The sequence below is a fragment of the Microbulbifer aestuariivivens genome, assembly GCF_039545115.1.
GTDB lineage: Bacteria > Pseudomonadota > Gammaproteobacteria > Pseudomonadales > Cellvibrionaceae > Microbulbifer > Microbulbifer aestuariivivens.
Genome location: NZ_BAABRT010000007.1, coordinates 24,999 through 46,429, shown reverse-complemented (window position 1 = coordinate 46,429; position 21,431 = coordinate 24,999). Strand labels below are relative to the sequence as shown.

General features: G+C 61.2%; 24 protein-coding genes. 16 read left to right on the top strand and 8 right to left on the bottom strand.

The window, feature by feature from the left end:
• The first annotated feature begins 84 nt into the window (after nt 1-84).
• On the top strand, nt 85-1,509 hold the full coding sequence (locus ABEA58_RS05760) for an NAD(P)/FAD-dependent oxidoreductase (RefSeq protein ID WP_345549679.1): 1,425 nt from the start codon (nt 85-87) through the stop codon (nt 1,507-1,509).
• Nucleotides 1,510-1,586: 77 nt separating this feature from the next.
• Here the strand turns inward: ABEA58_RS05760 and ABEA58_RS05755 are convergent, their stop codons facing one another.
• Together ABEA58_RS05755 and ABEA58_RS05750 are read right to left on the bottom strand one after the other, a co-directional pair.
• Entirely contained in the window at nt 1,587-2,426 is an 840-nt protein-coding gene (locus tag ABEA58_RS05755) for a helix-turn-helix transcriptional regulator (protein WP_345549678.1), read from the bottom strand.
• A 274-nt stretch (nt 2,427-2,700) separates the two neighbouring features.
• On the bottom strand, nt 2,701-3,261 hold the full coding sequence (locus ABEA58_RS05750) for a gamma carbonic anhydrase family protein (protein ID WP_345549677.1): 561 nt from the start codon (nt 3,259-3,261) through the stop codon (nt 2,701-2,703).
• Between the two features lie 109 nt (nt 3,262-3,370).
• On the opposite strand from ABEA58_RS05750, the gene ABEA58_RS05745 reads away from it, so the two are divergent.
• Together ABEA58_RS05745 and ABEA58_RS05740 are read left to right on the top strand one after the other, a co-directional pair.
• The gene (locus ABEA58_RS05745) at nt 3,371-5,401 is read left to right on the top strand and encodes a M3 family metallopeptidase (protein ID WP_345549676.1); all 2,031 of its coding nucleotides are present in this window, start codon (nt 3,371-3,373) and stop codon (nt 5,399-5,401) included.
• A gap of 23 nt (nt 5,402-5,424) precedes the next feature.
• Entirely contained in the window at nt 5,425-5,694 is a 270-nt protein-coding gene (locus tag ABEA58_RS05740; protein ID WP_425563516.1) for a YheV family putative zinc ribbon protein, read from the top strand.
• A 264-nt stretch (nt 5,695-5,958) separates the two neighbouring features.
• Here the strand turns inward: ABEA58_RS05740 and ABEA58_RS05735 are convergent, their stop codons facing one another.
• Both ABEA58_RS05735 and ABEA58_RS05730 read right to left on the bottom strand, forming a co-directional pair.
• Entirely contained in the window at nt 5,959-6,630 is a 672-nt protein-coding gene (locus ABEA58_RS05735; RefSeq protein WP_345549675.1) for a hypothetical protein, read from the bottom strand.
• A 133-nt stretch (nt 6,631-6,763) separates the two neighbouring features.
• Nucleotides 6,764-8,098 (bottom strand): MATE family efflux transporter, encoded by a 1,335-nt coding sequence (locus ABEA58_RS05730; RefSeq protein ID WP_345549674.1) that lies wholly within the window; start codon nt 8,096-8,098, stop codon nt 6,764-6,766.
• A 417-nt stretch (nt 8,099-8,515) separates the two neighbouring features.
• Between ABEA58_RS05730 and coxB the strand changes: the two genes are divergently transcribed.
• From coxB to ABEA58_RS05710, 4 genes are read left to right on the top strand one after another with little or no spacing between them, the layout of a single operon-like run.
• Entirely contained in the window at nt 8,516-9,664 is a 1,149-nt protein-coding gene (gene coxB, locus ABEA58_RS05725; protein ID WP_345549673.1) for a cytochrome c oxidase subunit II, read from the top strand.
• A 20-nt stretch (nt 9,665-9,684) separates the two neighbouring features.
• On the top strand, nt 9,685-11,235 hold the full coding sequence (gene ctaD / locus ABEA58_RS05720; RefSeq protein ID WP_345549672.1) for a cytochrome c oxidase subunit I: 1,551 nt from the start codon (nt 9,685-9,687) through the stop codon (nt 11,233-11,235).
• 12 nt (nt 11,236-11,247) lie between these two features.
• A complete protein-coding gene (locus ABEA58_RS05715) occupies nt 11,248-11,823 on the top strand; it encodes a cytochrome c oxidase assembly protein (protein WP_345549670.1) in 576 nt (191 codons plus the stop codon).
• 6 nt (nt 11,824-11,829) lie between these two features.
• Nucleotides 11,830-12,720, top strand: a complete 891-nt coding sequence (locus ABEA58_RS05710) for a cytochrome c oxidase subunit 3 (protein ID WP_345549668.1) — start codon at nt 11,830-11,832, stop codon at nt 12,718-12,720.
• 32 nt (nt 12,721-12,752) lie between these two features.
• Here ABEA58_RS05710 and ABEA58_RS05705 read toward each other — a convergent pair whose 3' ends face one another.
• Entirely contained in the window at nt 12,753-12,977 is a 225-nt protein-coding gene (locus ABEA58_RS05705; RefSeq protein ID WP_345549666.1) for a DUF2909 domain-containing protein, read from the bottom strand.
• Nucleotides 12,978-13,024: 47 nt separating this feature from the next.
• Here ABEA58_RS05705 and ABEA58_RS05700 point away from each other — a divergent pair, with 47 nt between their 5' ends.
• The 8 genes from ABEA58_RS05700 to ABEA58_RS05665 all read left to right on the top strand — a co-directional run bounded on the left by ABEA58_RS05700 (nt 13,025) and on the right by ABEA58_RS05665 (nt 18,235).
• Entirely contained in the window at nt 13,025-13,795 is a 771-nt protein-coding gene (locus ABEA58_RS05700) for an SURF1 family protein (RefSeq protein ID WP_345549664.1), read from the top strand.
• 108 nt (nt 13,796-13,903) lie between these two features.
• Nucleotides 13,904-14,659 carry a hypothetical protein gene (locus ABEA58_RS05695; protein ID WP_345549662.1) on the top strand — a complete coding sequence of 252 codons (756 nt, stop codon included), beginning with the start codon at nt 13,904-13,906 and terminating at the stop codon, nt 14,657-14,659.
• 31 nt (nt 14,660-14,690) lie between these two features.
• Entirely contained in the window at nt 14,691-15,737 is a 1,047-nt protein-coding gene (locus ABEA58_RS05690; RefSeq protein WP_345549660.1) for a COX15/CtaA family protein, read from the top strand.
• A 44-nt stretch (nt 15,738-15,781) separates the two neighbouring features.
• On the top strand, nt 15,782-16,675 hold the full coding sequence (gene cyoE / locus ABEA58_RS05685) for a heme o synthase (protein ID WP_345549658.1): 894 nt from the start codon (nt 15,782-15,784) through the stop codon (nt 16,673-16,675).
• 3 nt (nt 16,676-16,678) lie between these two features.
• Nucleotides 16,679-17,359 carry an SCO family protein gene (locus tag ABEA58_RS05680; RefSeq protein WP_345549656.1) on the top strand — a complete coding sequence of 227 codons (681 nt, stop codon included), beginning with the start codon at nt 16,679-16,681 and terminating at the stop codon, nt 17,357-17,359.
• Between the two features lie 290 nt (nt 17,360-17,649).
• Nucleotides 17,650-17,883, top strand: a complete 234-nt coding sequence (locus ABEA58_RS05675; RefSeq protein WP_345549654.1) for a hypothetical protein — start codon at nt 17,650-17,652, stop codon at nt 17,881-17,883.
• A 23-nt stretch (nt 17,884-17,906) separates the two neighbouring features.
• The gene (locus ABEA58_RS05670) at nt 17,907-18,086 is read left to right on the top strand and encodes a hypothetical protein (protein WP_067084720.1); all 180 of its coding nucleotides are present in this window, start codon (nt 17,907-17,909) and stop codon (nt 18,084-18,086) included.
• A 2-nt stretch (nt 18,087-18,088) separates the two neighbouring features.
• Entirely contained in the window at nt 18,089-18,235 is a 147-nt protein-coding gene (locus ABEA58_RS05665) for a hypothetical protein (RefSeq protein WP_345549649.1), read from the top strand.
• 4 nt (nt 18,236-18,239) lie between these two features.
• Here ABEA58_RS05665 and ABEA58_RS05660 read toward each other — a convergent pair whose 3' ends face one another.
• Together ABEA58_RS05660 and ABEA58_RS05655 are read right to left on the bottom strand one after the other, a co-directional pair.
• Nucleotides 18,240-19,046 (bottom strand): iron chelate uptake ABC transporter family permease subunit, encoded by an 807-nt coding sequence (locus ABEA58_RS05660; RefSeq protein ID WP_345549647.1) that lies wholly within the window; start codon nt 19,044-19,046, stop codon nt 18,240-18,242.
• Entirely contained in the window at nt 19,039-19,809 is a 771-nt protein-coding gene (locus tag ABEA58_RS05655; protein WP_425563518.1) for an ATP-binding cassette domain-containing protein, read from the bottom strand. Before ABEA58_RS05655 ends, ABEA58_RS05660 begins: the two co-directional genes overlap by 8 nt.
• 219 nt (nt 19,810-20,028) lie before the next feature.
• On the opposite strand from ABEA58_RS05655, the gene ABEA58_RS05650 reads away from it, so the two are divergent.
• On the top strand, nt 20,029-20,973 hold the full coding sequence (locus ABEA58_RS05650; protein WP_345549646.1) for a metal ABC transporter solute-binding protein, Zn/Mn family: 945 nt from the start codon (nt 20,029-20,031) through the stop codon (nt 20,971-20,973).
• 36 nt (nt 20,974-21,009) lie between these two features.
• Here ABEA58_RS05650 and ABEA58_RS05645 read toward each other — a convergent pair whose 3' ends face one another.
• Nucleotides 21,010-21,393, bottom strand: coding sequence for a hypothetical protein (locus tag ABEA58_RS05645; RefSeq protein ID WP_345549644.1), 384 nt, complete (start codon nt 21,391-21,393; stop codon nt 21,010-21,012).
• Nucleotides 21,394-21,431: the final 38 nt, after the last annotated feature.

Genomic DNA, 21,431 nt, shown 5'->3' with positions numbered 1-21,431 from the left:
CCCGATTGGGTGATACCCGAATCATCATTCGGTTTTTATAGTGCGCAGCAGTAAAACCGATAATGAGATGGACTGGCATCGACCATGCGTGACGAATGTGATGAACAGATCAGGGTGGACGCCATGCAGGCGCTGCGCAATACCACCTTCTTCCCCTTCTGGCTGGACAACCCCCAGCGACCCGATGACGAGCCGGCACTGCGGGGGCAGACCGCCTGTGAGCTGCTGATCGTCGGTGGCGGTTTCACCGGGCTGTGGGCCGCGGTACAGGCCAAGGAGGCCGAACCGCAGCGCGATGTGGTGCTGATCGAGGCGGACAGTATTGCCATCGGTGCCTCCGGGCGTCCGGCGGCCATTCTCTCCACCTCGGTGATGCACGGCCTCACCAATGCGCAGCGCCTGTATCCGGACGATATGGAGATCCTCGAACAGCTGGGCAAGGACAATCTGGATGGCTTTCGCGAGACCATCGAGCGCTACGGCATTGACTGCGACCTGGAATGGGGCGGCGAGCTGACCGTGGCCATCGGCGAGGAGGGCCTGGCGGATATCCGGCAGGAGTACGAACTCTACCGCCGCTACGGCCACGACGCCCACCTGCTGGATGCGGCCGAGGTACAGCGTCAAGTGCGTTCGCCGTTATTCAGCGGCGGCCTGTGGTCGAAAAAACGCAGCGGCACCGTGCACCCCGCCAAACTGGCCTGGGGGCTGAAGCGGGTGGCTAGGGAGCTCGGGGTGCGGATTTACGAAAACACGCCCATGCACAGCAACACCCGCAAAGGCGATGTGGTGGAGGTGACCACGCCGGAGGGGTGTATCCGGGCCAGCAAGGTGCTGCTGGCCACCAATGCGTTTGCCGCCGGCAACCGCAAAATTCGCAACCGCGTTGCCGCCATCCGCGATCGCATCGTGGTCACCGAGCCACTCACCGGGGAACAGCTGGCGGCCATCGGCTGGCAGAATCGCCAGGGTATCTACGATACCCGCACCCAGCTGAACTATATGCGTCTGACCGCTGACAACCGCATTCTCTTTGGCGGCCGGCTGGATTATTTTTTTGGCAATGACACCGACCCCCAGGAGGACAACACGCCGGAGCCTTACCTGCGGCTGATCGATAATTTCTATCGCACCTTTCCCATGCTGAGGAGCGTGCGTTTCAGCCACGCCTGGAGCGGGCCCATCGCGCTGACCACAAGGATGGCGGTGCACTACCAGCACTACCACAGTGGAAAAATGCTGTATGCGGGCGGCTATTCCGGCTTCGGCGTCACGGCCACGCGCTTTGGTGCCCGTGTGGCGTTGGCGATCCTCGACGATAAGAAGATTCCCGAGCGCGCACTGAAGTTCGCCCGCTCCAAACCCGCCTATATTCCACCGGAGCCATTTCGCTGGATAGGCGCCAAGATCACCATGTACGCGCTGGATACCCTGGACGAAAAAGGGGGTTGGCGCGTGCCGTGGGTGCGTCTTGTGGAGCGCATGGGCTTTCCGCTGACACCGAAATAACCGCGCAGCTCACCGGGCAGGCTAGGGCATTTGTTGATGGACCCGCACCGCTGGGCGCTGCTGGCAGGTAGCGGCAGCTAGCGGTTGAGGGCGGCGAACGGGTCGCGCTCGGCACCATTGTCGTGGCGCAATGCGCTGATAAAGAGATAAAACAGTTCCGCCTGTGAACCCACATCGAGCTTGGCGTAGATGCGTTTGCGGTGGGTTTTGATGGTATCGATGCTTGCGTCCAGCTTCGCCGCCATCGATTTCACTGAGTGACCGCGCATGCTCATGTGCAGCACCTCGCACTCGCGCTGGGTGAGAACGGAACTGCCGAAATGCAGCAGGGCGCTATCGAGGCGGCTGCCAAAACTCTCTTCGCGCAACTGGGCCGGATCGCGGTTTCTCATCCACTGTTTCAGCACGCTCTGTACCAGCGGCAGCAGCGACTGCAGCAGGCTCCTGTCCTGCCGGGAAAAGCGGCTGCGACCGGGGGCCGCCGTGCGCCCGATGGACAGGCTGGCGATGGTTCCGCCGTCGCCGCGCACCAGAAAGCAGGCTTCGTCGATGAGCTGCGCCTCGCGATAGTACATGCGGAAATATTCGGTCTGGCGAAACGCGTCCGGAGCCACCTCGCGCAGCAGGAACAGCCCCTCGCGCTCTTCGCCCATGGCCGTGTGGTAAAAGGGGTCGAGCAGGTAGGCGCCATTAACGTAACGCTCTACCTGCGCGCCGGGCTGTTCACTGGCGAGCAGGCGGTGATGGGTAACTTCCGGCGGGCCGTCTTGGGGATACACAATCGCCATACTGCTGTTGCCCGCCACCAGCGCCTCGGCTCCCTTGAGCAGCTCGTCGATACGCGCGGAATCCGAATCGTCCTCCATTAGCCGGGCGATACTCTGGTGCCATCGGGTGAGATCGGGAATCTTGGTCATGCTTGCCGTCGGTTGGCGCTGGTGGCGGAAAATGTGCTGGCAAAATAAAGTGCCGCCGTGTCGCGGCTGCCCGGCATTATGCGCAGAGCGCAGGCTGCACAGCGCAAAAGCGAAGCTCTGGGCCAGGAACAAGAACCCCGCGAGCCGCAGCCAATGCGCAGGGAAACGCTGTTCGCATTGACTTGGACGGCAACCTACCCAATTGCAGCCGCGTTTGTACCTTCGGCCTTGTAGGGCTCAAATGTCGCGAATGCCAAATGGGCCTCGGTACTGCTCAGCTCTGAGTCTGTTCCTGCAGCAGGTATTCGTTTTTGAGGTTGACGTAGTTGCTGGCGGAATAGCGGAAAAACTCCCGCTCCCGCTCGCTGAGGGGCCGCGCCTGCTTGCAGGGCGAACCCACATAGAGATAGCCGCTTTGCAGCTTTTTGCCCGGCGGCACCAGGGCGCCGGCGGCCAGCACCACCTCGTCTTCGATGATTGCGCCGTCGAGCACAATGGCGCCGATACCGATCAGGACCCGGTTGCCGACGGTGCAGCCGTGCAGGCAGGCCTTGTGGCCGATGGTCACATCGTCGCCGATGGTCAGTGGCCAGCCATCGGCATTGAAGGGCCCGGCATGGGTGATATGCAGGACGGCGCCATCCTGCACACTGCTGCGTGCGCCGATGCGGATGCGGTGCATATCGCCGCGCACCACCGCCATCGGCCACACGGAGCTGTCTTCGCCAATCGCGACATCGCCGATGACGGTGGCCTGGGGGTCAACGTAGACGTTGTCCGCCAGCTGGGGATTCTTCTGATCCGCGCCGGCACCGTGGGAACGCAATGGGGACATGGACAACCTCCTGTACAATCGGCTACTGAATAGTTTCCCCTATGATAACCGCTGGCAGGTTTGCTGCGATCCCCGCAGCGTTCATCCGCCGGTGCCAACAAGGTGTTATATGTCGAACCCGCTGCAAGAACTCCCGCTGCTTCCCCGCTTTGACCAGCTTCACCCAGAACAGGTCGCCCCGGCCATCGACGCGCACCTGGCGGCCTGCCGGGCAGTACTGGAGCGGGGTTTGGCGGAGGAGCAGCCGGGTTGGGACAGCACCCTGGCGCCGCTCGAGGAGGCCCAGGACCGCCTCAGCCGCGCCTTCTCGCCGGCGAGTCACCTCAACAGCGTGCTGAGTGGAGACTGGCGCGCGCCCTATGAAGCCGCGTTGGCGAAAATCACCGCCTATTGGACCGAGCTGGGGCACAACCGCGCACTCTATGAAGTGTACCGGGATATTGAAAAAGACCCCGGTTTCAGCGACTGGCCACAGGCGCGCCGCAAGACCATCGAGCTGGGCCTGCGCGACTTCCGCCTGGGCGGCGTGGGTTTGGAGGGCGCCGAGCGCGAGCGCTTCGCGGCCAACAGCCGGCGCCTGGCGGAATTGTCCAGCACCTTCGCCAACAACGTGCTGGATGCCACCAGCGCCTGGACTTACCAGACCGATGATGAGGGTGAACTGGCGGGCCTGCCGGACACCGCGCTGGCAGCCGCGCGCGCCGCAGCCGAGGGGCGCGAACAGAGCGGCTGGCTGATTACCCTCGATGGCCCCAGTTACCTGGCGGTGATGACACACGCCGATAACCGCGCGCTGCGCCAGCGGGTCCATGAGGCTTTCGTCAGCCGCGCCTCGGATCTGGGGCCGGATGCGGGCCGCTTTGACAACACGCCGGTGATGAGTGAAATCCTCAGCCTGCGCGCACAGCAGGCGCAGTTGCTGGGCATGGGCAATTACGCCGAACTTTCTCTGGCCAGCAAAATGGCCGAGAGCAGTGATGAGGTACTGGAGTTTCTGCACAATTTGGCCCGGCGCGCGCGCCCGGCGGCGCAGCGGGAATTCACCGAGCTGCAGGCGTTCGCCGGCGAGACTCTGGGGCTTGAAAAGCTGCAACCCTGGGACATTGCCTGGGCGGCGGAAAAGCTGAAACACGAGCGCTATGCCGTGAGCCAGGAAGCGCTGCGGCCCTATTTCCCCTACCCGCGGGTTTTAGCGGGAATGTTCGCCGTGGTGGAGCGCTTGTATGGCGTGACGGTACAGACCGATCCCGCGGTGCCGGTCTGGCACAAAGATGTGCAGTTTTTCTGGCTGCTGCGCAATGGGGAGAAATTCGCCGGCTTTTATCTCGACCCGTTTGCGCGCGATAAAAAACGCGGTGGCGCCTGGATGGATACCGTCACCACCCGCCGCCAGGGCAGTGCAGGGCTGCAGTTACCGCTGGCCTACCTGGTGTGTAATTTCAGCCAGCCGACGGCGGACAGGCCATCCCTGCTGACCCATAACGAAGTCACCACCCTGTTCCATGAGTTTGGCCACGGCCTGCATCATATGCTGACGCAGGTGGATGTCGGCCCCGTAGCGGGGATTAATGGCGTGGCCTGGGATGCGGTGGAGCTGCCCAGCCAGTTTCTGGAAAACTGGTGCTGGGAGCCGGAGGCGATCGCGATGATTTCCGGCCACTATGAAACCGGTGAGCCGCTGCCGGTGGCACTGCTGGAAAAAATGCTGGCCGCGAAAAATTTTCAGTCCGCCATGTTCACGGTGCGCCAGCTGGAGTTCGCCCTGTTCGATTTCCGCCTGCACTGCCTTGCGGAGGGCGCATCGCCGCAACAAATTCAGGCGCTGCTGGATGAGGTCCGCGCAGAAGTGGCGGTGGTGCCGGTGTCGCCGCTCAACCGCTTCCAGAACAGTTTCAGCCATATTTTTGCCGGGGGCTATGCGGCGGGCTATTACAGTTACAAGTGGGCCGAAGTATTGTCTGCCGATGCCTTCTCGCTGTTCGAGGAGAATGGCATTTTCGATGCGAAGACAGGCCAACACTTTTTGCACACCATTCTTGAACAGGGCGGCAGCCGCGATGCACTGGAACTGTTCACCGCTTTTCGCGGGCGCGCCCCTGAGATCGACGCCCTGCTGAGAAATTCCGGCATTGAATCATGACTAAAAAGTGGGAGCAGTAATCCATGCGGGATGAAAAAAAAGCGGCGGTGAAAAAGCGTTTTATTGCCGGTGCCGTCTGTCCACGCTGCAGCGCGATGGACACCATCGTCAATTATCGGCAGGACGAAAAAAATTACCGTGAATGCGTGGCCTGTGACTTCAAGGATGAAATCCGCCTGCAGTCGAGCCCGGCGGAAATACCCACGCGGGTAAACGAACGCGGTCGCGAGGAACAGATGGAAAGTCCGGTGAAAATTCTGGATCTCGGTCCGGGGACCAAGAAAGACCATTAACCAGACCGTTTGTTATTTATGTGGCCGCTTGTTAATTATGCGGGCGCTTACTAGTTACACGGCCGCTGACTATCTAACAGCGCTTACTATGTAACATCTAACCCACGCTGACTGTCCAGCGTGATAGTTGTAGTAGAAACTGCACCGCGCCCGCAATGTTTGCCGCAGGGCTTATAGTTAGTGGCTGGTGCTCGTGCCGAAACTGCCGAGCCGCCAGGCCGATAAGCAGCGTGAGCGCAATCGAGTTTGCGCGGGATGAGTGCGTCAGTGTAATTTTTCCGTTTCCAGCTCAATCTCGGGCACCAGCAGCCCAATACGCATCTCCGCGGCAAAGTCGGGCCAGCAGCCGGGCGTGGTGGAGTGGCACTGGCGGCCGAGGATCAGCGCCACAACGCGCTCGCTGGCCAGCTGCAGATCGTCGAAATCCCGCGCCGCCCTGAGGCACGCCCGGTCCAGAGTCGCGGCGATCTCTTCGCCGATCAGTTCGCGCATCACCAGGTTGGCCACCATGGGGTCGCGCGGCAGCAGTGGTATGCCGCAGGCAAACTGCAGCCGGTCATTGGCTTCTTCAAGAAGACGATGGCAGAGGTAGGCGTAGGGCAGCAGTGCGCTCAGCGAGAGTGTGCCGCCGCGGCTGTCGGCGCTGCGCTGCGCGCGGCAGAAAGCGCGCCGCACAAGGCGGCGCATGGTACGGGTGGATATGCCAGCGGTGTGACAGTGGTCGACCATCTCCTCCAGCCAGCGCGGCAGGGCCTCCAGATAGCGAATGGCGAAGCTCGCCAGAATCAACACGCCGTCTCCCGGGGGCAGGCTGACGGTGTGATGCAGCGCAGGTAATCTTTTACGAAGGTAGGTGTGCAGCAAGCCGTGGTGCTGTTCGGCTGCCACCGTAGACTGGATGATCTGCTGTAAGGCCTGATATTCGTTTTGTGCCATAAACCGGTGCTGTCAACGCCGGAGTCCTCAAACCACAACTACCTCAGAGTTTGCACTGGTGGCTGGATAACACGTCATATCCCGCAGTACGCACAGCCCGGTATTGCTGGCAGAAGAAAACGGAATCGCTCTTTCAGATCCATATTTTTTTCCAAGTGTAGTAGTAAAAAACCGATAGCAAGCCGAGAGAGCGGGCAATAAACCACAAAAAGAGGCTAAACCAGATGCCATGGTTGCCCAAAGGCAGGGTAAACCACCAGGCCGGCAGGAAAATCAGCACGGTTGCCACAAACATGGTGTCGCGCATCTGGCGGCTTTTTCCCGCGCCGATAAAAACCCCGTCCAATTGATAGCTCCACACCGCCACCAGTGGCAGTGCACAAAGCCAGCCATAAACCTGCTTTGCCTGCGCCAGTACCGGTTCCAGGTTGGTAAACAGCGGCAGCAGCACAGGCTCACCCAGTAGCAATACCAGCGTTATGGCAACGGCAGTGCCGGCCGCCCAATGCCCGGCGGCGCGTATGATCGCTTGAAACTGCCGGCGCGACTGCCTGTGTATCGCATTGCCCACCAGAGACTCTGTGGCGTGGGCAAACCCATCGAGCGCATAGGAAGTCATCATCAGCAGCTGGATCAAAATGGCATTGGCGGCGAGCACGGCATCGCCCTGCTGGGCACCCTGTGCGGTGAAGAATGTGAAAGTAAAAAGCAGCAGCAGGGTGCGCAAAAACAGGTCGGTATTGATCTGCACAAGCTCAATCCATGGACCAGTGTTTCGCCACGGCAGGAAATCGGCGCGTTGCAGAGTGCGCACAAGCCTGGTGAGAATCTTCCGATCGAAACGGCGCAACAGCAGCAGGCCGAGGACAAAGGCAAACAGGTCGGCGAACACTGTGGCCAGGGCTGCGCCGCGGGCACCCATGCCCAGCCCGATAATAAAAACCAGATCGAGAACGATATTGAGCAGGTTGGCGGCAAGCAGAAGGTAAAGCGGCGCGCGACTGTCCTGCCGGCCGATAAAAAAACCCAGCAGGGCAAAATTCGCCAGTGCCAGCGGCGCCGCCAGCAGGCGGATTTGCAGGTAGGACTGCGCATGCGGCGCCGCCTGTGGGCTGGCGTTCATCCACTGTACGGCGGTGTCGACCAATGGCAGTGCCAGGGGGATCAGTATTGCGCCAAGGGAGAATGCCAGAACCAGGGCGCGCAGCAGCCAGCTTTCGCCGCTGTCGCCACTGCGGGCCACGAGACTGGTGGTGCCCATGCGCAGGAAGCCGAATGCCCACAGCAACATGCTGGTCAGCGCCGCTCCCACTGCGACACCGGAGAGATATTCCGGCGATGAAAGGTGGCCGAGGATTGCGGTATCCACCGCGCCCAGTAAAGGCACGGAAATATTGCTGAGGATCATCGGCCAGGCGAGATTCCACACGCGGTGATGGGGGTTGCTAAGGGTTTGTGATGGCGGCATCAGGAAGAAATTTGGGCTGGCAGTGTAATTGACAATGTGCCGGCGATATGTTCCTGTTGCGGTGCAAGTAGATGCAACAAAAAAACAGGTTGTTGGTTGTACCTTTCGGACGACGGCATCTGAAGTAAATTTTTTACGAAGAATAACAGGTTGCACTGAAGGCAGTATCGCGGGGGTCCCATTCCCGCCCAGTGTAGTAGTCTTGTGTTACTACAGCATGTCCACTAAGACTGTGTGGAAAAGCCGTGGCATCGGCGTGCCCGTTCCCGGCGACTCCAGTTATCCGTGCGCAGCCAGCGGCTGAAGATAATTATCACGACTCTCCATTTGCACTGGGCTACCAGGTAGTGCCCTCGGGCAGTACCGGCGTGGCCCGCTCAGGCTGGTGGGGTCGTTAGACACGGAGGTCTGTAGGCGATGTTGAAAGGCTTTAATCGGCTGTTCGCCTGGATGGCTGTGGTGCTGCCGGCCGGCGGCGCCCTGGCGCAAGAGAAGGGGCCGGAACGCTGGGGGGTCAATATGCCCCGGGGGGTTACGGAGGTCGCCCAGACCACCTATGACCTGCATATGCTGATCTTCTGGATCTGTGTGGCGATCGGCGTGCTGGTGTTTTCGGTGATGTTCTACAGCATGTGGCGCCACCGCAAAAGCAGGGGCTACAAGGCGGCCCAGTTTCACGAAAGTACCGCGGTGGAGCTGGTCTGGACCATCATCCCCGTGGTGATCCTTGTGCTGATGGCCATCCCCGCCACCAAGACCCTCTATGACATCTACGACACCGAGGAGGCCGACCTCGATGTCATGATCACCGGCTACCAGTGGAAGTGGAAATACGACTACCTGGGTGCCGATGTCTCCTTCTTCTCGAATCTCTCCACACCCCGTGCCGAAATCGACAACCTATTGCCGAAAAACCCCCACTACCTGCTCGAGGTGGATGAGCCGGTGGTGCTGCCGGTGGGCAAGAAGGTGCGTTTCCTGATTACCGCCAACGATGTCATTCACGCCTGGTGGGTGCCGGATCTGGCGGTCAAGAAGGACGCTATCCCCGGTTTTATCAACGAGGCCTGGACCCGCATCGACGAGCCCGGCATCTACCGCGGGCAGTGTGCCGAGCTGTGCGGCAAGGATCACGGCTTTATGCCGATCGTGGTCAAGGCGGTGCCCCAGGAGGAATACGATCAGTGGCTGCAACAGCGGGAAGCCGAGGCGGCGAAAATACGCGAGCTGACCAACAAGAACTTTACTTTTGACGAGCTGATCGCGCGGGGTAAAGAAGTCTACAACCGCAACTGCGCCGCCTGTCACCAGGCCAACGGGCAGGGGGTTCCGTCCACCTTCCCGGCCATCGCCGGGTCCGCCATCGCCACGGGTCCGATAGGCCAGCACCTCAGTATCGTCGTTGCCGGCTCGCCGAAGAATCCGGCCATGCAGGCTTTCGGCCAGCAGCTTCCCGAGGCGGATATTGCCGCGGTCATCACCTATCAGCGCAATGCCTTCGGCAACGACATGGGCGATACCGTGCAGCCCATCGATATCCTCAAATTCAAGAATAACCAGCAGTAAGCGCCGCGAGGAAAAGAGTTATGGCACAGGGACCAAAACCCGGATTGTCCCGGTGGCTCTATACCACCAATCACAAAGATATCGGAACCATGTACCTGTGGTTCAGTTTCGCCATGTTCCTGCTCGGCGGCTGTATGGCGCTGGTAATCCGCGCGGAGCTGTTCGAGCCGGGCCTGCAGATCGTGCAGCCGGAATTCTTTAACCAGATGACCACCATGCACGGCCTGATCATGGTGTTCGGGGCGGTGATGCCGGCCTTCGTCGGCCTGGCCAACTGGATGATCCCGCTGATGATCGGGGCTCCCGACATGGCGCTGCCGCGCATGAACAACTGGAGTTTCTGGATTCTGCCTTTTGCCTTCGCGATGCTGGCGTCCACGTTGTTTATGGAGGGGGGCGCACCCAATTTTGGCTGGACTTTCTACGCGCCGCTGTCCACGGAATATGCGCCGCCCAGTGTGACCTTCTTTATCTTTGCCATTCATATCATGGGCGCGTCGTCGATCATGGGGGCGATCAATATCGTCGCCACCATTCTCAATATGCGCGCGCCCGGCATGACGCTGATGAAGATGCCGCTGTTCGTGTGGACCTGGCTGATCACCGCCTACCTGCTGATTGCGGTAATGCCGGTTCTCGCCGGCGTGGTCACCATGATGCTGATGGATATTCATTTCGGCACCAGCTTCTTCAGCGCCGCCGGTGGCGGCGATCCGCTGCTGTTCCAGCATATCTTCTGGTTCTTCGGGCATCCGGAGGTTTACATCATGATCCTGCCGGCGTTCGGCATCGTTTCGGCGATCATTCCCACCTTCGCGCGGAAGCCGCTATTCGGCTACAGCTCAATGGTGTATGCCACCGCGTCCATCGCCTTCCTCAGCTTTATCGTCTGGGCGCACCATATGTTCACCGTGGGCATGCCCATCACCGGCGAGCTGTTCTTTATGTATGCAACCATGCTGATCGCGGTACCCACCGGGGTGAAGGTGTTCAACTGGGTCAGCACCATGTTCCGCGGCTCCATGACCTTCGAAACGCCGATGCTGTTCGCGGTGGCCTTCGTGATCCTGTTTACCATCGGTGGATTTTCCGGATTGATGCTGGCCATCGCTCCGGCGGACTTCCAGTATCACGATACCTACTTTGTGGTGGCGCACTTCCACTATGTGCTGGTGCCGGGGGCGATCTTCTCGATCACGGCGGGGGTCTACTACTGGCTGCCCAAGTGGACCGGGCATATGTATAACGAGACCATGGGCAAGGTGCATTTCTGGCTGTCGTTTATCGGTCTCAACCTCACCTTTTTCCCCATGCACTTTGTCGGGCTGGCGGGTATGCCGCGGCGTATTCCCGACTACGCCCTGCAATTTGCCGACTTCAATCAGATAGCCAGTGTCGGCGCTTTCCTGTTCGGCGCTTCACAGCTGGTGTTCCTGTTCAATGTGATTCGCACCATAAAAGGCGGCAAAAAGGCCACCGACGAGGTGTGGGATAACCCGCAGGGTCTGGAGTGGACGGTGCCGTCTCCGGCGCCCTACCACACTTTCAGCACCCCGCCGGCGGTGCGCTGAGGAGTCGCGGCGATGATCGGGAGTGACAACGCAAGGGTCACCGCCAGGCTGATGGCGCTGTCTGTCGGCATGCTGGCCTTTGCACTGTTTGTCATGCCGCCGCTCTATGATGCCTTTTGCGAGGTGACCGGCCTGAATGGAAAGACCGGTGCCCGCTATGAGGCGGTGCCCGCGGGAGTAAACCGTGAGCGGCTGGTAACGGTGCAGTTTGTCACCAGCAACAATAAGGGTATGCCGTGGCATTTTCGCCCCGGTGTGGTTTCCGTCAAGGTGCACCCGGGGGAAGCGATGGATGCGGTTTTCCTTGCGGACAACCCGACTGGAAAAACGATGGTGGGCCAGGCCATTCCCAGTGTTGTGCCGTTCAATGCCGCGCAGTATTTCCACAAGACGGAATGCTTCTGTTTCAACCAGCAGACCCTTGCCGCCGGTGAAAGTGCCGAATTGCCACTGCGGTTCATCGTCGACCCGGACCTTCCCGCAAGCGTCAATACCATTACCCTTTCCTATACGCTGTTTGATGTCACGGAAAGAGCTTCAATCAATCGCGAGTTCGAAAATAAAAACGAACCCGAGCGAGAGGGATAAAAAGTTATGGCAACGGAAAGCAGCTATTACGTACCCGAGCAGTCGCGCTTACCTATTTTCGCCACCATCGGCCTGTTTATGATTGCGTTTGGCGCGGCCAACTGGATCAATGGCGGCAGTGCCTACATTTTCTTCGCCGGTGCGCTGGCGCTGGCATCGGTGCTGTGGTTCTGGTTCTCGGCGGTCATTCGCGAAAATATGGCCGGGCTCAACAGTGAGCAGCTGAAGCGATCCTATGTCTGGGGTATGGGCTGGTTTATTTTTTCCGAGGTGATGTTTTTTGCCGCCTTTTTCGGCGCACTGTATTACATCCGCAATTTTGCCCTGCCATGGCTGGCTGGTGAGGGTGATCGCGGTACGTCGAATATGCTGTGGCAGGGTTTTGAAAACAACTGGCCGCTAATGGTGACTCCGGATGCGGCAGCGCATGGTGACGCAGCGAAGTTTGTCGGCCCCAGGGATATTATCGACCCCTGGCACCTGCCCCTGATCAATACCCTGATCCTGCTGGCCTCCAGTTTCACAGTGCATGTCGCCCACGTTTACCTGAAGAAAAACAAACGCAACGCTTTCAATCTGTGGCTTACAGCCACGGTGGTACTGGGTTTTGCATTCCTCTACTTCCAGGCGGTGGAATACTATGAGGCTTACCAGCACCTTGGCCTGACGCTGGAGTCCGGCATTTACGGCACTACTTTCTTTATGCTGACCGGCTTTCACGGCGCCCACGTAACCCTCGGCACCATCATGCTGCTGATCATGTTGTTGAGGTCGGTCATCGCCCATCACTTCAAGCCGGACGACCACTTTGGCTTCGAGGCCGCCAGCTGGTACTGGCACTTTGTGGATGTGGTGTGGGTGGCCCTGTTTATCTTTGTGTACGTGCTGGGCGCCTGAACCGGAAGGGCGGAATGGGGCTGTTCGATGAATCAGTATTTGTTCGCCCAGGGCGCGGTGTTGGAGAGGATACCGCTATGGAAGCCGTACCAGATGGCGAACAGCAACAGCGCGGCGAGGGTGATACGGATACCGAGGGCGTAGAGGGTGCGCTTGGACTGGGGCGCGCCCATGTCCCGCAAGAGAAAGAATAGGGCACTGGACAGGCTGACCAGTACCGCGAGAAACAGTAAGACGATCACAACTTTCAGCCACATATTCATTTGCCACTGGTTGTAGGGGGCTGCGGTAATGGCTAATCGGCATGACTGTTAACCACACCTCGGCGCGCTCAGAGACTGCCAGTGTAGCATTGATCCACAACTGGCCGCTGACCCTCCTCAGCGCTGTAATGATGCCGCTGTTGATGGCGCTGGGTTTCTGGCAGCTGGACCGGGCCGGGCAGAAAGCGCAGATTGTGGCGACCATCGACGGGCGCCTGGCGGCGCAACCGAAGCCCCCGGGCGGATTGGGTGAGCTGCAGGCATATACGCCGATCAGCCTGCTGGGGTTTTACACCGGTGAGGTTTTCTACCTGGATAACCGTATGCGCGATGGGCAGGTGGGCTACGAGGTGCTGCAGGTGTTCGTCGCTGGTGGAGAGCGCTGGTTAATCAACCGGGGCTGGATAGCCGCAGCGAAAGATCGCAACACTCTGCCGCTGGTTTCCTGGCCACTTGCGGCGCAGAGGATCAGCGGATTTCTCTATCCCATCGGTGGGGTTGAAGCGTCGCAGCCGGTCCCCGTTGCGCTGGATACCGGTGGCAATATTCAGGCACAGAAACGCCTGCGGATACAGGCAGTGGGCGCGGATCTGGCTGCTTCACTGGGCCTCAGTCGGGGCGACTGGACAGTGCGCCTGAGCTCGGACTCCGACACCGCTTTTAAGACGCAGTGGCAGTTCGTCAACAGTTCGGAAGCGAGGCATATCGGCTACGCCGTGCAGTGGTTTGCCATGGCGACCGCCCTTTGTATCCTGTGGTTGTTCGGGGCCACTCGAGTCGCGGAGATCCTGAAAATGCGAAAGAAAAAATAACTGCAGGAATAAAAATACAGAGTTAAAAACAGCGTAAAAAATAGATCACAATAAAAAAGCAAAAGAAAAAATAAAAACGAAAAATTCGAATAAGAGAGGAAGCGGATTGTGAGCCAGAACTCCCAAGCCGGTGCGGATGTCGGTCCTGATGTAAGTACTGGTAATGGTGCTGGTGCAGGTGTTAGCGCCGGTGTTGGTAGCGGTGTTGGTGCCGGTGCAGATGCCGCCGTGGATATCGAAACGGCTGGCGAGGAAAAACAAGAACGCAGTCCGATCCGCGGCTTGCAGGGGTTCGCATTGCTCGCCGCCGTTGCCCTGCCCATGGTGGCCGCCTGCATTGTGTATTACACCGGCCTCGGCATGCCCGGCGGCACCGTCAATCAGGGTAGCCTGCTCGACCCGCCGATAGCCGTCGGCCACCTGTCTTTTGTCGAGCAAAACGATCAGCGGGGCCAACAAGTGTTTTCGCTGGGCTCCGCTGCACCCAAATGGCGCTATCTGGTGGTTCCCGCCGACTCGTGCGACGCTGCCTGCGAGAAGTTTCTCTACACCAGCCGGCAGGTCCATATCCGCCTGTCGGAAAAGGCGGATCGGGTGGAGCGGCTGTTGGTAACCGCGAGTCCCCTGCCGGCGCAACAGCGCGCGGCACTGGCGGCGCAGCACCCGCGACTGCGCTTTGTGCAGATGGACACCGCAGCATTGCAGAACCTTCGCACAGCGAGCGGTATCTCCGGTACAGCGGAGCCACAGGCGCTGCTGGTGGATCAGAAGGGATTTGCCATGATGCGCTATGGCAATGAACACAGTGGTAATCAGTTGCTCAAAGATATCAAGCGCTTGCTGAAGTACTCCTACGAGCAGTAAATGAAGTGAGGGGAGAGTGAGGGGAAGAGTGATGGGAAAACACCCAATGGCGGCGCGCGAGGGTGCGGCACATACGGACTGGCGCCTGCGGCTGGCACTGGCGGGGACACTCCTCGCGGTAGTCGTGGTGGTGCTGGGCGCTTTCACGCGACTGGTGGATGCCGGGCTGGGCTGCCCCGACTGGCCCGGTTGTTACGGCCATCTGACCTGGCCCAATGAAGAGCACGAGATTCTCACCGCCAACCAGGCGTTTCCGCACGCACCGGTGGAGACCGACAAGACATGGCCGGAAATGGTGCACCGCTATTTCGCCGGCTCGCTGCTGTTGCTGGTTGGCGGACTGACGGTATTGGCGTGGCGCCGGCGTGGCCAGCGCGCCTTCAAGCAGACACATATTCTGCTGGCACTGATTATTCTGCAGGCGGCCTTCGGCATGTGGACGGTGACCCTGAAGCTGTGGCCGCAGGTGGTGACGGCACACCTGCTTGGCGGCATGGGCACCCTCGCCATGCTGTGGCTGATCGTCGAGCGGTTGCGCAACAAGGGCAGGACCATCCCGGTGCATGAGTATCGGGCGCTGCAGAAAATCCGTCCGCTGGCAATCGCGGCAGTGGTGGCGGTGGCACTGCAGATCGCCCTTGGCGGATGGACCAGCTCCAACTACGCGGCGCTCGCCTGTGCCGATTTCCCCACCTGTCACGGCGAGTGGTGGCCCGAGTCGGACTTTCAACAGGGTTTCAATATCGCGCAGCAGATAGGCCCCAGTTATCTGGGGGGCACCATGGAGAGCGATGCCCGCACCGCCATTCATGTGACCCACCGCATAGGAGCGTTGCTGGTCAGCCTGCTGGTGCTGGCGCTGGCCGCACTGGCCTGGCGGGCCGGCTCGCGCCGCTGGGCAGTCGGCCTGGCCGGTGCACTGGTGCTGCAGGTGGGGCTGGGTATCGCCAATGTTGTGCTGTACCTGCCGCTGCCGGTGGCGGTGGCCCACAATGCGGGCGCGGCGCTGCTGCTGTTGGGCCTGTTAACCTTCTGTTACCGCATCCAGACGGTGCAGCCGGCAACCCGGCAAACCTGATAAGAGACGGTCGGTAACATCCATAACAATAATGAGGTGAGACCATGAGCACACAAACTGCAGTTCTGAGCCGGCCCGGCTGGCGCGACTATTACGAGCTGACCAAACCGCGGGTTGTGATGCTGATGATCCTCACCGCGGTGATCGGCATGCTGCTGGCGGTGCCCGGGGTGGTGCCGCTGGATGTCCTGCTGTTTGGCAATCTGGGCATTGCCCTCTGCGCCGGCAGTGCCGCCGCAGTGAATCATCTGGTGGACCGCCATATCGATATCAAGATGGCCCGCACCAGCAACCGCCCGGTGGCGCGGGGCAGAGTTGAACCGCAGAATGCGGTACTTTTCGCGCTGCTGCTGGGCTGTGCCGGCATGGCCATCCTGCTGGTGTTTGTGAACGCGCTCACCGCCTGGCTTACACTGGTTTCCCTGCTGGGCTACGCGGTGGTTTACACCATGTTTCTCAAGCGGGCCACGCCGCAGAATATCGTCATCGGTGGCATAGCCGGCGCTGCGCCGCCACTGCTGGGCTGGACCGCGGTCACTGGCGAAATTCAGGGCCACGGCCTGCTGCTGGTGCTGATCATCTTCGCCTGGACCCCACCGCATTTCTGGGCCCTGGCGGTGCACCGCCGGGATGAGTACGCCAAAGCGGATATTCCCATGCTGCCGGTCACTCATGGCGTGGCCTACACCAAGGTCCATATCCTGCTGTATACCTTCATTCTATTTGCCGTCTCCCTGCTGCCTTTCGCCACCGCCATGCTGGGCTGGCTCTACCTGCTGGGTGCGGTGGTGCTGGGTCTCGGCTTTATTTACTGGGCGGTGGAGATGCTGCGCAATCGCAACCCGGATGCGGGCATGGAGACCTTCCGCTACTCCATCCTGTATCTGATGGCGCTGTTCTGCATCATGTTGCTGGATCACTACCTGGTCGCGGTGTAACTGATGAATCAGTCCGCTCCTCATCAGCAACAGAAATCGCCGCAACAGCAGCGCGGCATACTGATCACCGTGGTGGTGCTGGTGCTGTTCATGCTGGCTGTGCTGGCCGGCTTTATCAACCGGCTGAACCAGCCGCGGGTGTTGAGCGACGCGGAGCTTGTCGCCAATGGCGCGGTCAAACTCGAGCGGCCCCGCATCGTGGATGAGTTCACCCTGCTGGCGGATAGCGGTGAGGTATTTACAACGGGCGCACTGACCGGCCGCTGGACACTGGTGTTTTTTGGTTTTACCCACTGCCCGGATATTTGCCCCACCACCATGACCACCCTCAACAGCTTCTACCAGATGCTCGACGAAGAGACACGGGCGGCGACCGACATCCTGCTGGTCTCCGTGGACCCGAAGCGCGATACGCCGCAAAAACTGCACGACTACGTGCGTTACTTCAACGCGGATTTCCGTGGCGTGAGCGGTGAGTTCCTGACGCTCAAGCGTTTCGCCAACCAGCTCAACGTGCCTTTCAACAAGGTGCCGCTGGCCGATGGCAGCTACACGGTGGACCACGGCTCCCAGGTGGTGCTGATCAATCCCCGCGGCCACTACCACGCCTTTTTCCGCGCACCCCTGGACCCGGCAAAAATGAAACTGACCTATCGCTCCCTGCGCGCCACTTATAACGGCTGATGGAAATAGCTGGAAAAAATAGCTGGACTGAATAGTGAGGTGAAGTGCGCAGTCAAATACCCGCGTCAGTGCTGCCCCCCCCCGCCTTTGCCAAACCCCCGCGTTTGCCTGACATCCGCGCAGCCGCCCGCCTGCCGTTGAAGGAAACCCCTGCCGCGTAACCTGAACCGCCGCCGCAAGGTTCAAGGCGGCAAACAGCGGCGCGAATTGCCCGCCGACATTCTCCCGCGCCTGCGATCAACTACTGTGATAGCAAGCCGGCATCCCCGAGAGCGCGAGGCCATCCTATCGTGAGCAACCTGTTCGACAGATTTGCCCGTTGTCGTCGGGCGCGGCGCATCGTTGGCTGGGTGGGGCTGGCGCTGGTGTTGCCGTTCGCAATCTGGCTGCTGTTGGCAGCGCTACAGCTGGCGCCTTCGCTGGTGGCGGTGTTCGGGGTGCCGGGATTGAGGATGCCCGCCGCGGTGGTGATCAGCGGTCTGCTGATCGCCGCCATCGGTTTCTGGGATTACGACAACGACTGAGTGAATAGCCGCGGGGAGTCTGCATGTTCAAGCTATCGGATCTGTTTATCCTGCTGGCCGTTGGGGTGTCCTTCATCCTATCCGGCTACCTGTGGTTCAACGGCTACAAGGAGCAGGGCATCTTCACCGCTCTGTGGGTGCCCAGCATTCTGTGCTTCGGGATCTACTTCAAGGTGTCGGCACTTCTGGCGCGGAGGAAGTAAACATGTCGAAAGCCATGCTGCTGTCCATCGCTATCGGCGTGTTTATCCTGCTGTTGATCGGCATTGCGCTGACCATCTACGAGTTTCACAAGGCCGGCTCGGAACCCGTCGAGGACATGGGCAAGAAAGCCGACAGACCCGGGCGCTGACGGCTTACTGGTGATGGGGGCGGGTCTGGCTGGCGAGGAAAAGCAGCGCCGCCGCCAGCACGATGGAGGGCCCGGCCGGGGTGTCCCAGAGCACCGACGCCAGCAGTCCCAGCAGCACCGCGAGGGCGCCGATGACAGCCGCCAGCAGCGCCATGCGCTCGGGGGTGCGCGCCAGGCGGCGCGCGCTCGCTGCGGGAATAATCAGCAGCGCGGTGATCAGCAGAATGCCCACCACCTTCATGGCGATGGCGATCAGCAGCGCCAGCATCAGCATCAGCGCCAGCCGCACACGCTCCACCGGTACCCCTTCCACCGCCGCCAGTTCCTCGTTGAGGGTGAACGACAGCAGCGGCTCCCACAGATAAAACAGCAGCCCGGCGATCAGCGCGCCGGCTGCCGCCATCAGCAGGACATCGGCGGGGCTCACCGCCAGCAGGTCGCCGAGCAGCAGCGACAGCAGGTCAACATTAATATCGAACAGGCTGACGGTGACGATGCCCAGTGCCAGCATGGAGTGGGACAGGATACCGAGCAGGGTGTCCACCGAGAGTGTCTGCCGGCGCTGCAGGTAAACCAGCAGCAGCGCCAAAGCGCAGCAGCTGGCGCCGACCGCCAGTGTCGGTTGCAGGTGCAGCAGGAAGCCGAGGGTGACGCCGAGCAGCGCGGAGTGGGCGAGGGTATCGCCGAAATAGGCCATGCGCCGCCACACGGCAAAACAGCCCAGAGGCCCGCCCACCGCGGCCACAATCAGGCCGGCGGCCAGCGCCAGCCACAGAAACTGGCTGCCCAGTACGGTGGTGAGTTCACTCATTCCCCGCGCCTCCCTGCTTGTGACCGTGATCGTGGCCACATTGACCGTGATGCAGCACTTCGCCGCTCAGGTCGTGGGCGTGGTTGTGCTGATGGGTGTAGGGAGCCAGTTTGTCGCCGAACAGCTCAAGATAGGCGGGGTCCCGGCTCACCTGCTCCGGGTGGCCATGGCAGCAGATATGCTGGTTGATACACAGCACCTGGTCGGTGGCGGCCATCACCATATGCAGGTCGTGGGATACCAGCAGCACCCCGCAGCCAAGCTCGTCGCGCAGGGCCGCGATCAGCTGGTAGACCTCGGCCTGGCCGCTCACATCCACCCCCTGGGTGGGCTCGTCCAGCACCATCAGTTGCGGTTTGCGCGATGCCGCGCGGGCCAGCAGAATGCGCTGCATTTCACCACCGGAGAGGTCCGCCAGGCTGGCATCGCGCAGCTTTTCAGCGCGCACCCGCGCCAGCGCCGCATCCGCCTCCGCGCGGCTGATCCCCGGCTGGCCGAGCTGCAGAAAGCGCGTGACCGACATGGGCATGGAGGCGTCCACCTGCATGCGCTGCGGCATATAGCCAAGCCGCAGGCCGGGGCGGCGCTGAATCCGCCCGCCGGTGGGACGGCTGAGGCCCAGCAGCAGGCGCAGCAGGGTGGTTTTGCCGGCGCCGTTGGGGCCGATCACGGTGACGATCTGCCGCGGCAGTAATTGCAGGGAGATGTCCTGTAAAAGGGTGCGCCCGGCGACCTCGAGGCTGAGGTGTTCGGCGGTGATCAGGGCTTGCGAATACTTCAGGGGACGGCTCCGCGGTCTGCGTGGCGATAAAAAAGTGGCGGCCTGCACGGCTGCTGCGACCGCGCCGCTATGGTACCGGACTGCTGCCGGGCTACTGCCGGGCCAATATAAGGCAGGCAAGGGCGCCGGCGCGGGTCTGGCGGGACGAGGCCGGCTGTGATTATATCGCACTTTTTTCGCCCACCCTCCCACGGCAATCCAATGATCCCCAGTCAACACCCGAGATACCTGCGAGTCCTGAGCCCACTGCTTGTGCTCGCCAGCGCCCTGTTTGCGCTCGCCGCCTGCTCCAACGAGGAGCCGGCGGCAGACGGCACCCTGCTGGTCAGTGTGCGCCCACTGGCGCTGATCGGCGCCGAGATTGCCGGGGAGGATATGCAAATCCGCGAACTGATCCGCAACGGCGATCCCCATCACTACGCGCCCTCTGTGTCCGACCGCGCGGCGCTGGAGCAGGCCGCGCTGGTGGTCTGGCTGGGGCCGAAAATGGAAACCGTGCTGGCCAGGCAGCTGGCGCAGGTGCCGGCGGAGCGTCAGCTGGGTTTGTTGCAGCAGGGGGATTTCGAGATGGCTGGCGCGACAGCGGATGACCCCCATCTGTGGCTGCGACCGCGCAACGCCGCCATTATTGGCGCGCAGATGGCGGAGCGGCTGGCGGAACTGCGGCCACAGCAGGCAGACACCTACCGCCAGCGGGCGCGGGACTTTTCCCGCGAAATGGCCAACCTGCAGAAGGTTCTGGATCGCGCCCTGTGGGCCTATCGGGATGTGCCCATCGTGGTGACCCACGATGCCTATGGACACTTTTTTGGCGGCGCGGGCGTTGCCACCACCGCCCTCAGCGGCACCGGTGGGCACAACCACCACGGCGCGCGCACTTTACTGGATCTGGGGGATCTGGGCGACGGTTGCCTGTTTGGCGAGGCGCCGGCCAATGATCGCGACCGGCGGCTGGCGGAGAATCTGGGCCTCGGTTATGTGGCACTCGACCCACTGGGGCGGGCGCTGCCTGAGGGGGCCCGCTACCGGGAGCTGATCGAGGCGCTGCTGGCGGATGCCCGCCAGTGCCTGGCGCAGGTTCCAGACCGCCCAATAACGCCGCCGGATAATGGCAAAGAGGCGCCAGCCGGCGCCGCCGAAGAATAGCGCCGGCAGCCCCGTCGGCTTGTTTCAGCCCGCTTCTCAGATGGCGCCAGTGCGCTCCTCAAGCGGTTGCTCCGTGTTGTGACTTGCGGCCTCGCGCTGCTGCCGCAGCTGCCCGGCCTTTGCCCTGGCTTGCGCCTGAGCGCGGGCTTGCCGCTGTAGCAGCTGGTGCAAAAAGCGCTGCTGGCGTTGCGTCATGCCACTGATCTGCTCCGCCCTGCCGGCGCTGCGCAGGCGCTCGGCCATGGCCCGCTTGTGGTTTGCCCTTTCGCGCCGGGCGGCGTCCAGGTCAACAGAGCCCTCCACCTGCAGGTATTCCATCGGGCCGGGAGCATTGTCCCCGGCGTGACCATTCTCCCCCAGCACCGGCATGGTGCCGCCCCCGGCAAGCGCCAGAGCCAGGCCAATCATCAGACACTTCATGGTGACATCCCTCGCGGACTGCCGCTGGCGTTGATCGC

Excerpts from the sequence above, each read along its gene's own strand:
- ABEA58_RS05760 (WP_345549679.1), top strand. The coding sequence starts at position 85 with ATGCGTGACGAATGTGATGAACAGATCAGGGTGGACGCCATGCAGGCG.
- ABEA58_RS05755 (WP_345549678.1), bottom strand. The coding sequence starts at position 2,426 with ATGACCAAGATTCCCGATCTCACCCGATGGCACCAGAGTATCGCCCGG.
- ABEA58_RS05750 (WP_345549677.1), bottom strand. The coding sequence starts at position 3,261 with ATGTCCCCATTGCGTTCCCACGGTGCCGGCGCGGATCAGAAGAATCCC.
- ABEA58_RS05745 (WP_345549676.1), top strand. The coding sequence starts at position 3,371 with ATGTCGAACCCGCTGCAAGAACTCCCGCTGCTTCCCCGCTTTGACCAG.
- ABEA58_RS05740 (WP_425563516.1), top strand. The coding sequence starts at position 5,425 with ATGCGGGATGAAAAAAAAGCGGCGGTGAAAAAGCGTTTTATTGCCGGT.
- ABEA58_RS05735 (WP_345549675.1), bottom strand. The coding sequence starts at position 6,630 with ATGGCACAAAACGAATATCAGGCCTTACAGCAGATCATCCAGTCTACG.
- ABEA58_RS05730 (WP_345549674.1), bottom strand. The coding sequence starts at position 8,098 with ATGCCGCCATCACAAACCCTTAGCAACCCCCATCACCGCGTGTGGAAT.
- coxB (WP_345549673.1), top strand. The coding sequence starts at position 8,516 with ATGTTGAAAGGCTTTAATCGGCTGTTCGCCTGGATGGCTGTGGTGCTG.
- ctaD (WP_345549672.1), top strand. The coding sequence starts at position 9,685 with ATGGCACAGGGACCAAAACCCGGATTGTCCCGGTGGCTCTATACCACC.
- ABEA58_RS05715 (WP_345549670.1), top strand. The coding sequence starts at position 11,248 with ATGATCGGGAGTGACAACGCAAGGGTCACCGCCAGGCTGATGGCGCTG.
- ABEA58_RS05710 (WP_345549668.1), top strand. The coding sequence starts at position 11,830 with ATGGCAACGGAAAGCAGCTATTACGTACCCGAGCAGTCGCGCTTACCT.
- ABEA58_RS05705 (WP_345549666.1), bottom strand. The coding sequence starts at position 12,977 with ATGTGGCTGAAAGTTGTGATCGTCTTACTGTTTCTCGCGGTACTGGTC.
- ABEA58_RS05700 (WP_345549664.1), top strand. The coding sequence starts at position 13,025 with ATGACTGTTAACCACACCTCGGCGCGCTCAGAGACTGCCAGTGTAGCA.
- ABEA58_RS05690 (WP_345549660.1), top strand. The coding sequence starts at position 14,691 with ATGGGAAAACACCCAATGGCGGCGCGCGAGGGTGCGGCACATACGGAC.
- cyoE (WP_345549658.1), top strand. The coding sequence starts at position 15,782 with ATGAGCACACAAACTGCAGTTCTGAGCCGGCCCGGCTGGCGCGACTAT.
- ABEA58_RS05680 (WP_345549656.1), top strand. The coding sequence starts at position 16,679 with ATGAATCAGTCCGCTCCTCATCAGCAACAGAAATCGCCGCAACAGCAG.
- ABEA58_RS05670 (WP_067084720.1), top strand. The coding sequence starts at position 17,907 with ATGTTCAAGCTATCGGATCTGTTTATCCTGCTGGCCGTTGGGGTGTCC.
- ABEA58_RS05665 (WP_345549649.1), top strand. The coding sequence starts at position 18,089 with ATGTCGAAAGCCATGCTGCTGTCCATCGCTATCGGCGTGTTTATCCTG.
- ABEA58_RS05660 (WP_345549647.1), bottom strand. The coding sequence starts at position 19,046 with ATGAGTGAACTCACCACCGTACTGGGCAGCCAGTTTCTGTGGCTGGCG.
- ABEA58_RS05650 (WP_345549646.1), top strand. The coding sequence starts at position 20,029 with ATGATCCCCAGTCAACACCCGAGATACCTGCGAGTCCTGAGCCCACTG.
- ABEA58_RS05645 (WP_345549644.1), bottom strand. The coding sequence starts at position 21,393 with ATGAAGTGTCTGATGATTGGCCTGGCTCTGGCGCTTGCCGGGGGCGGC.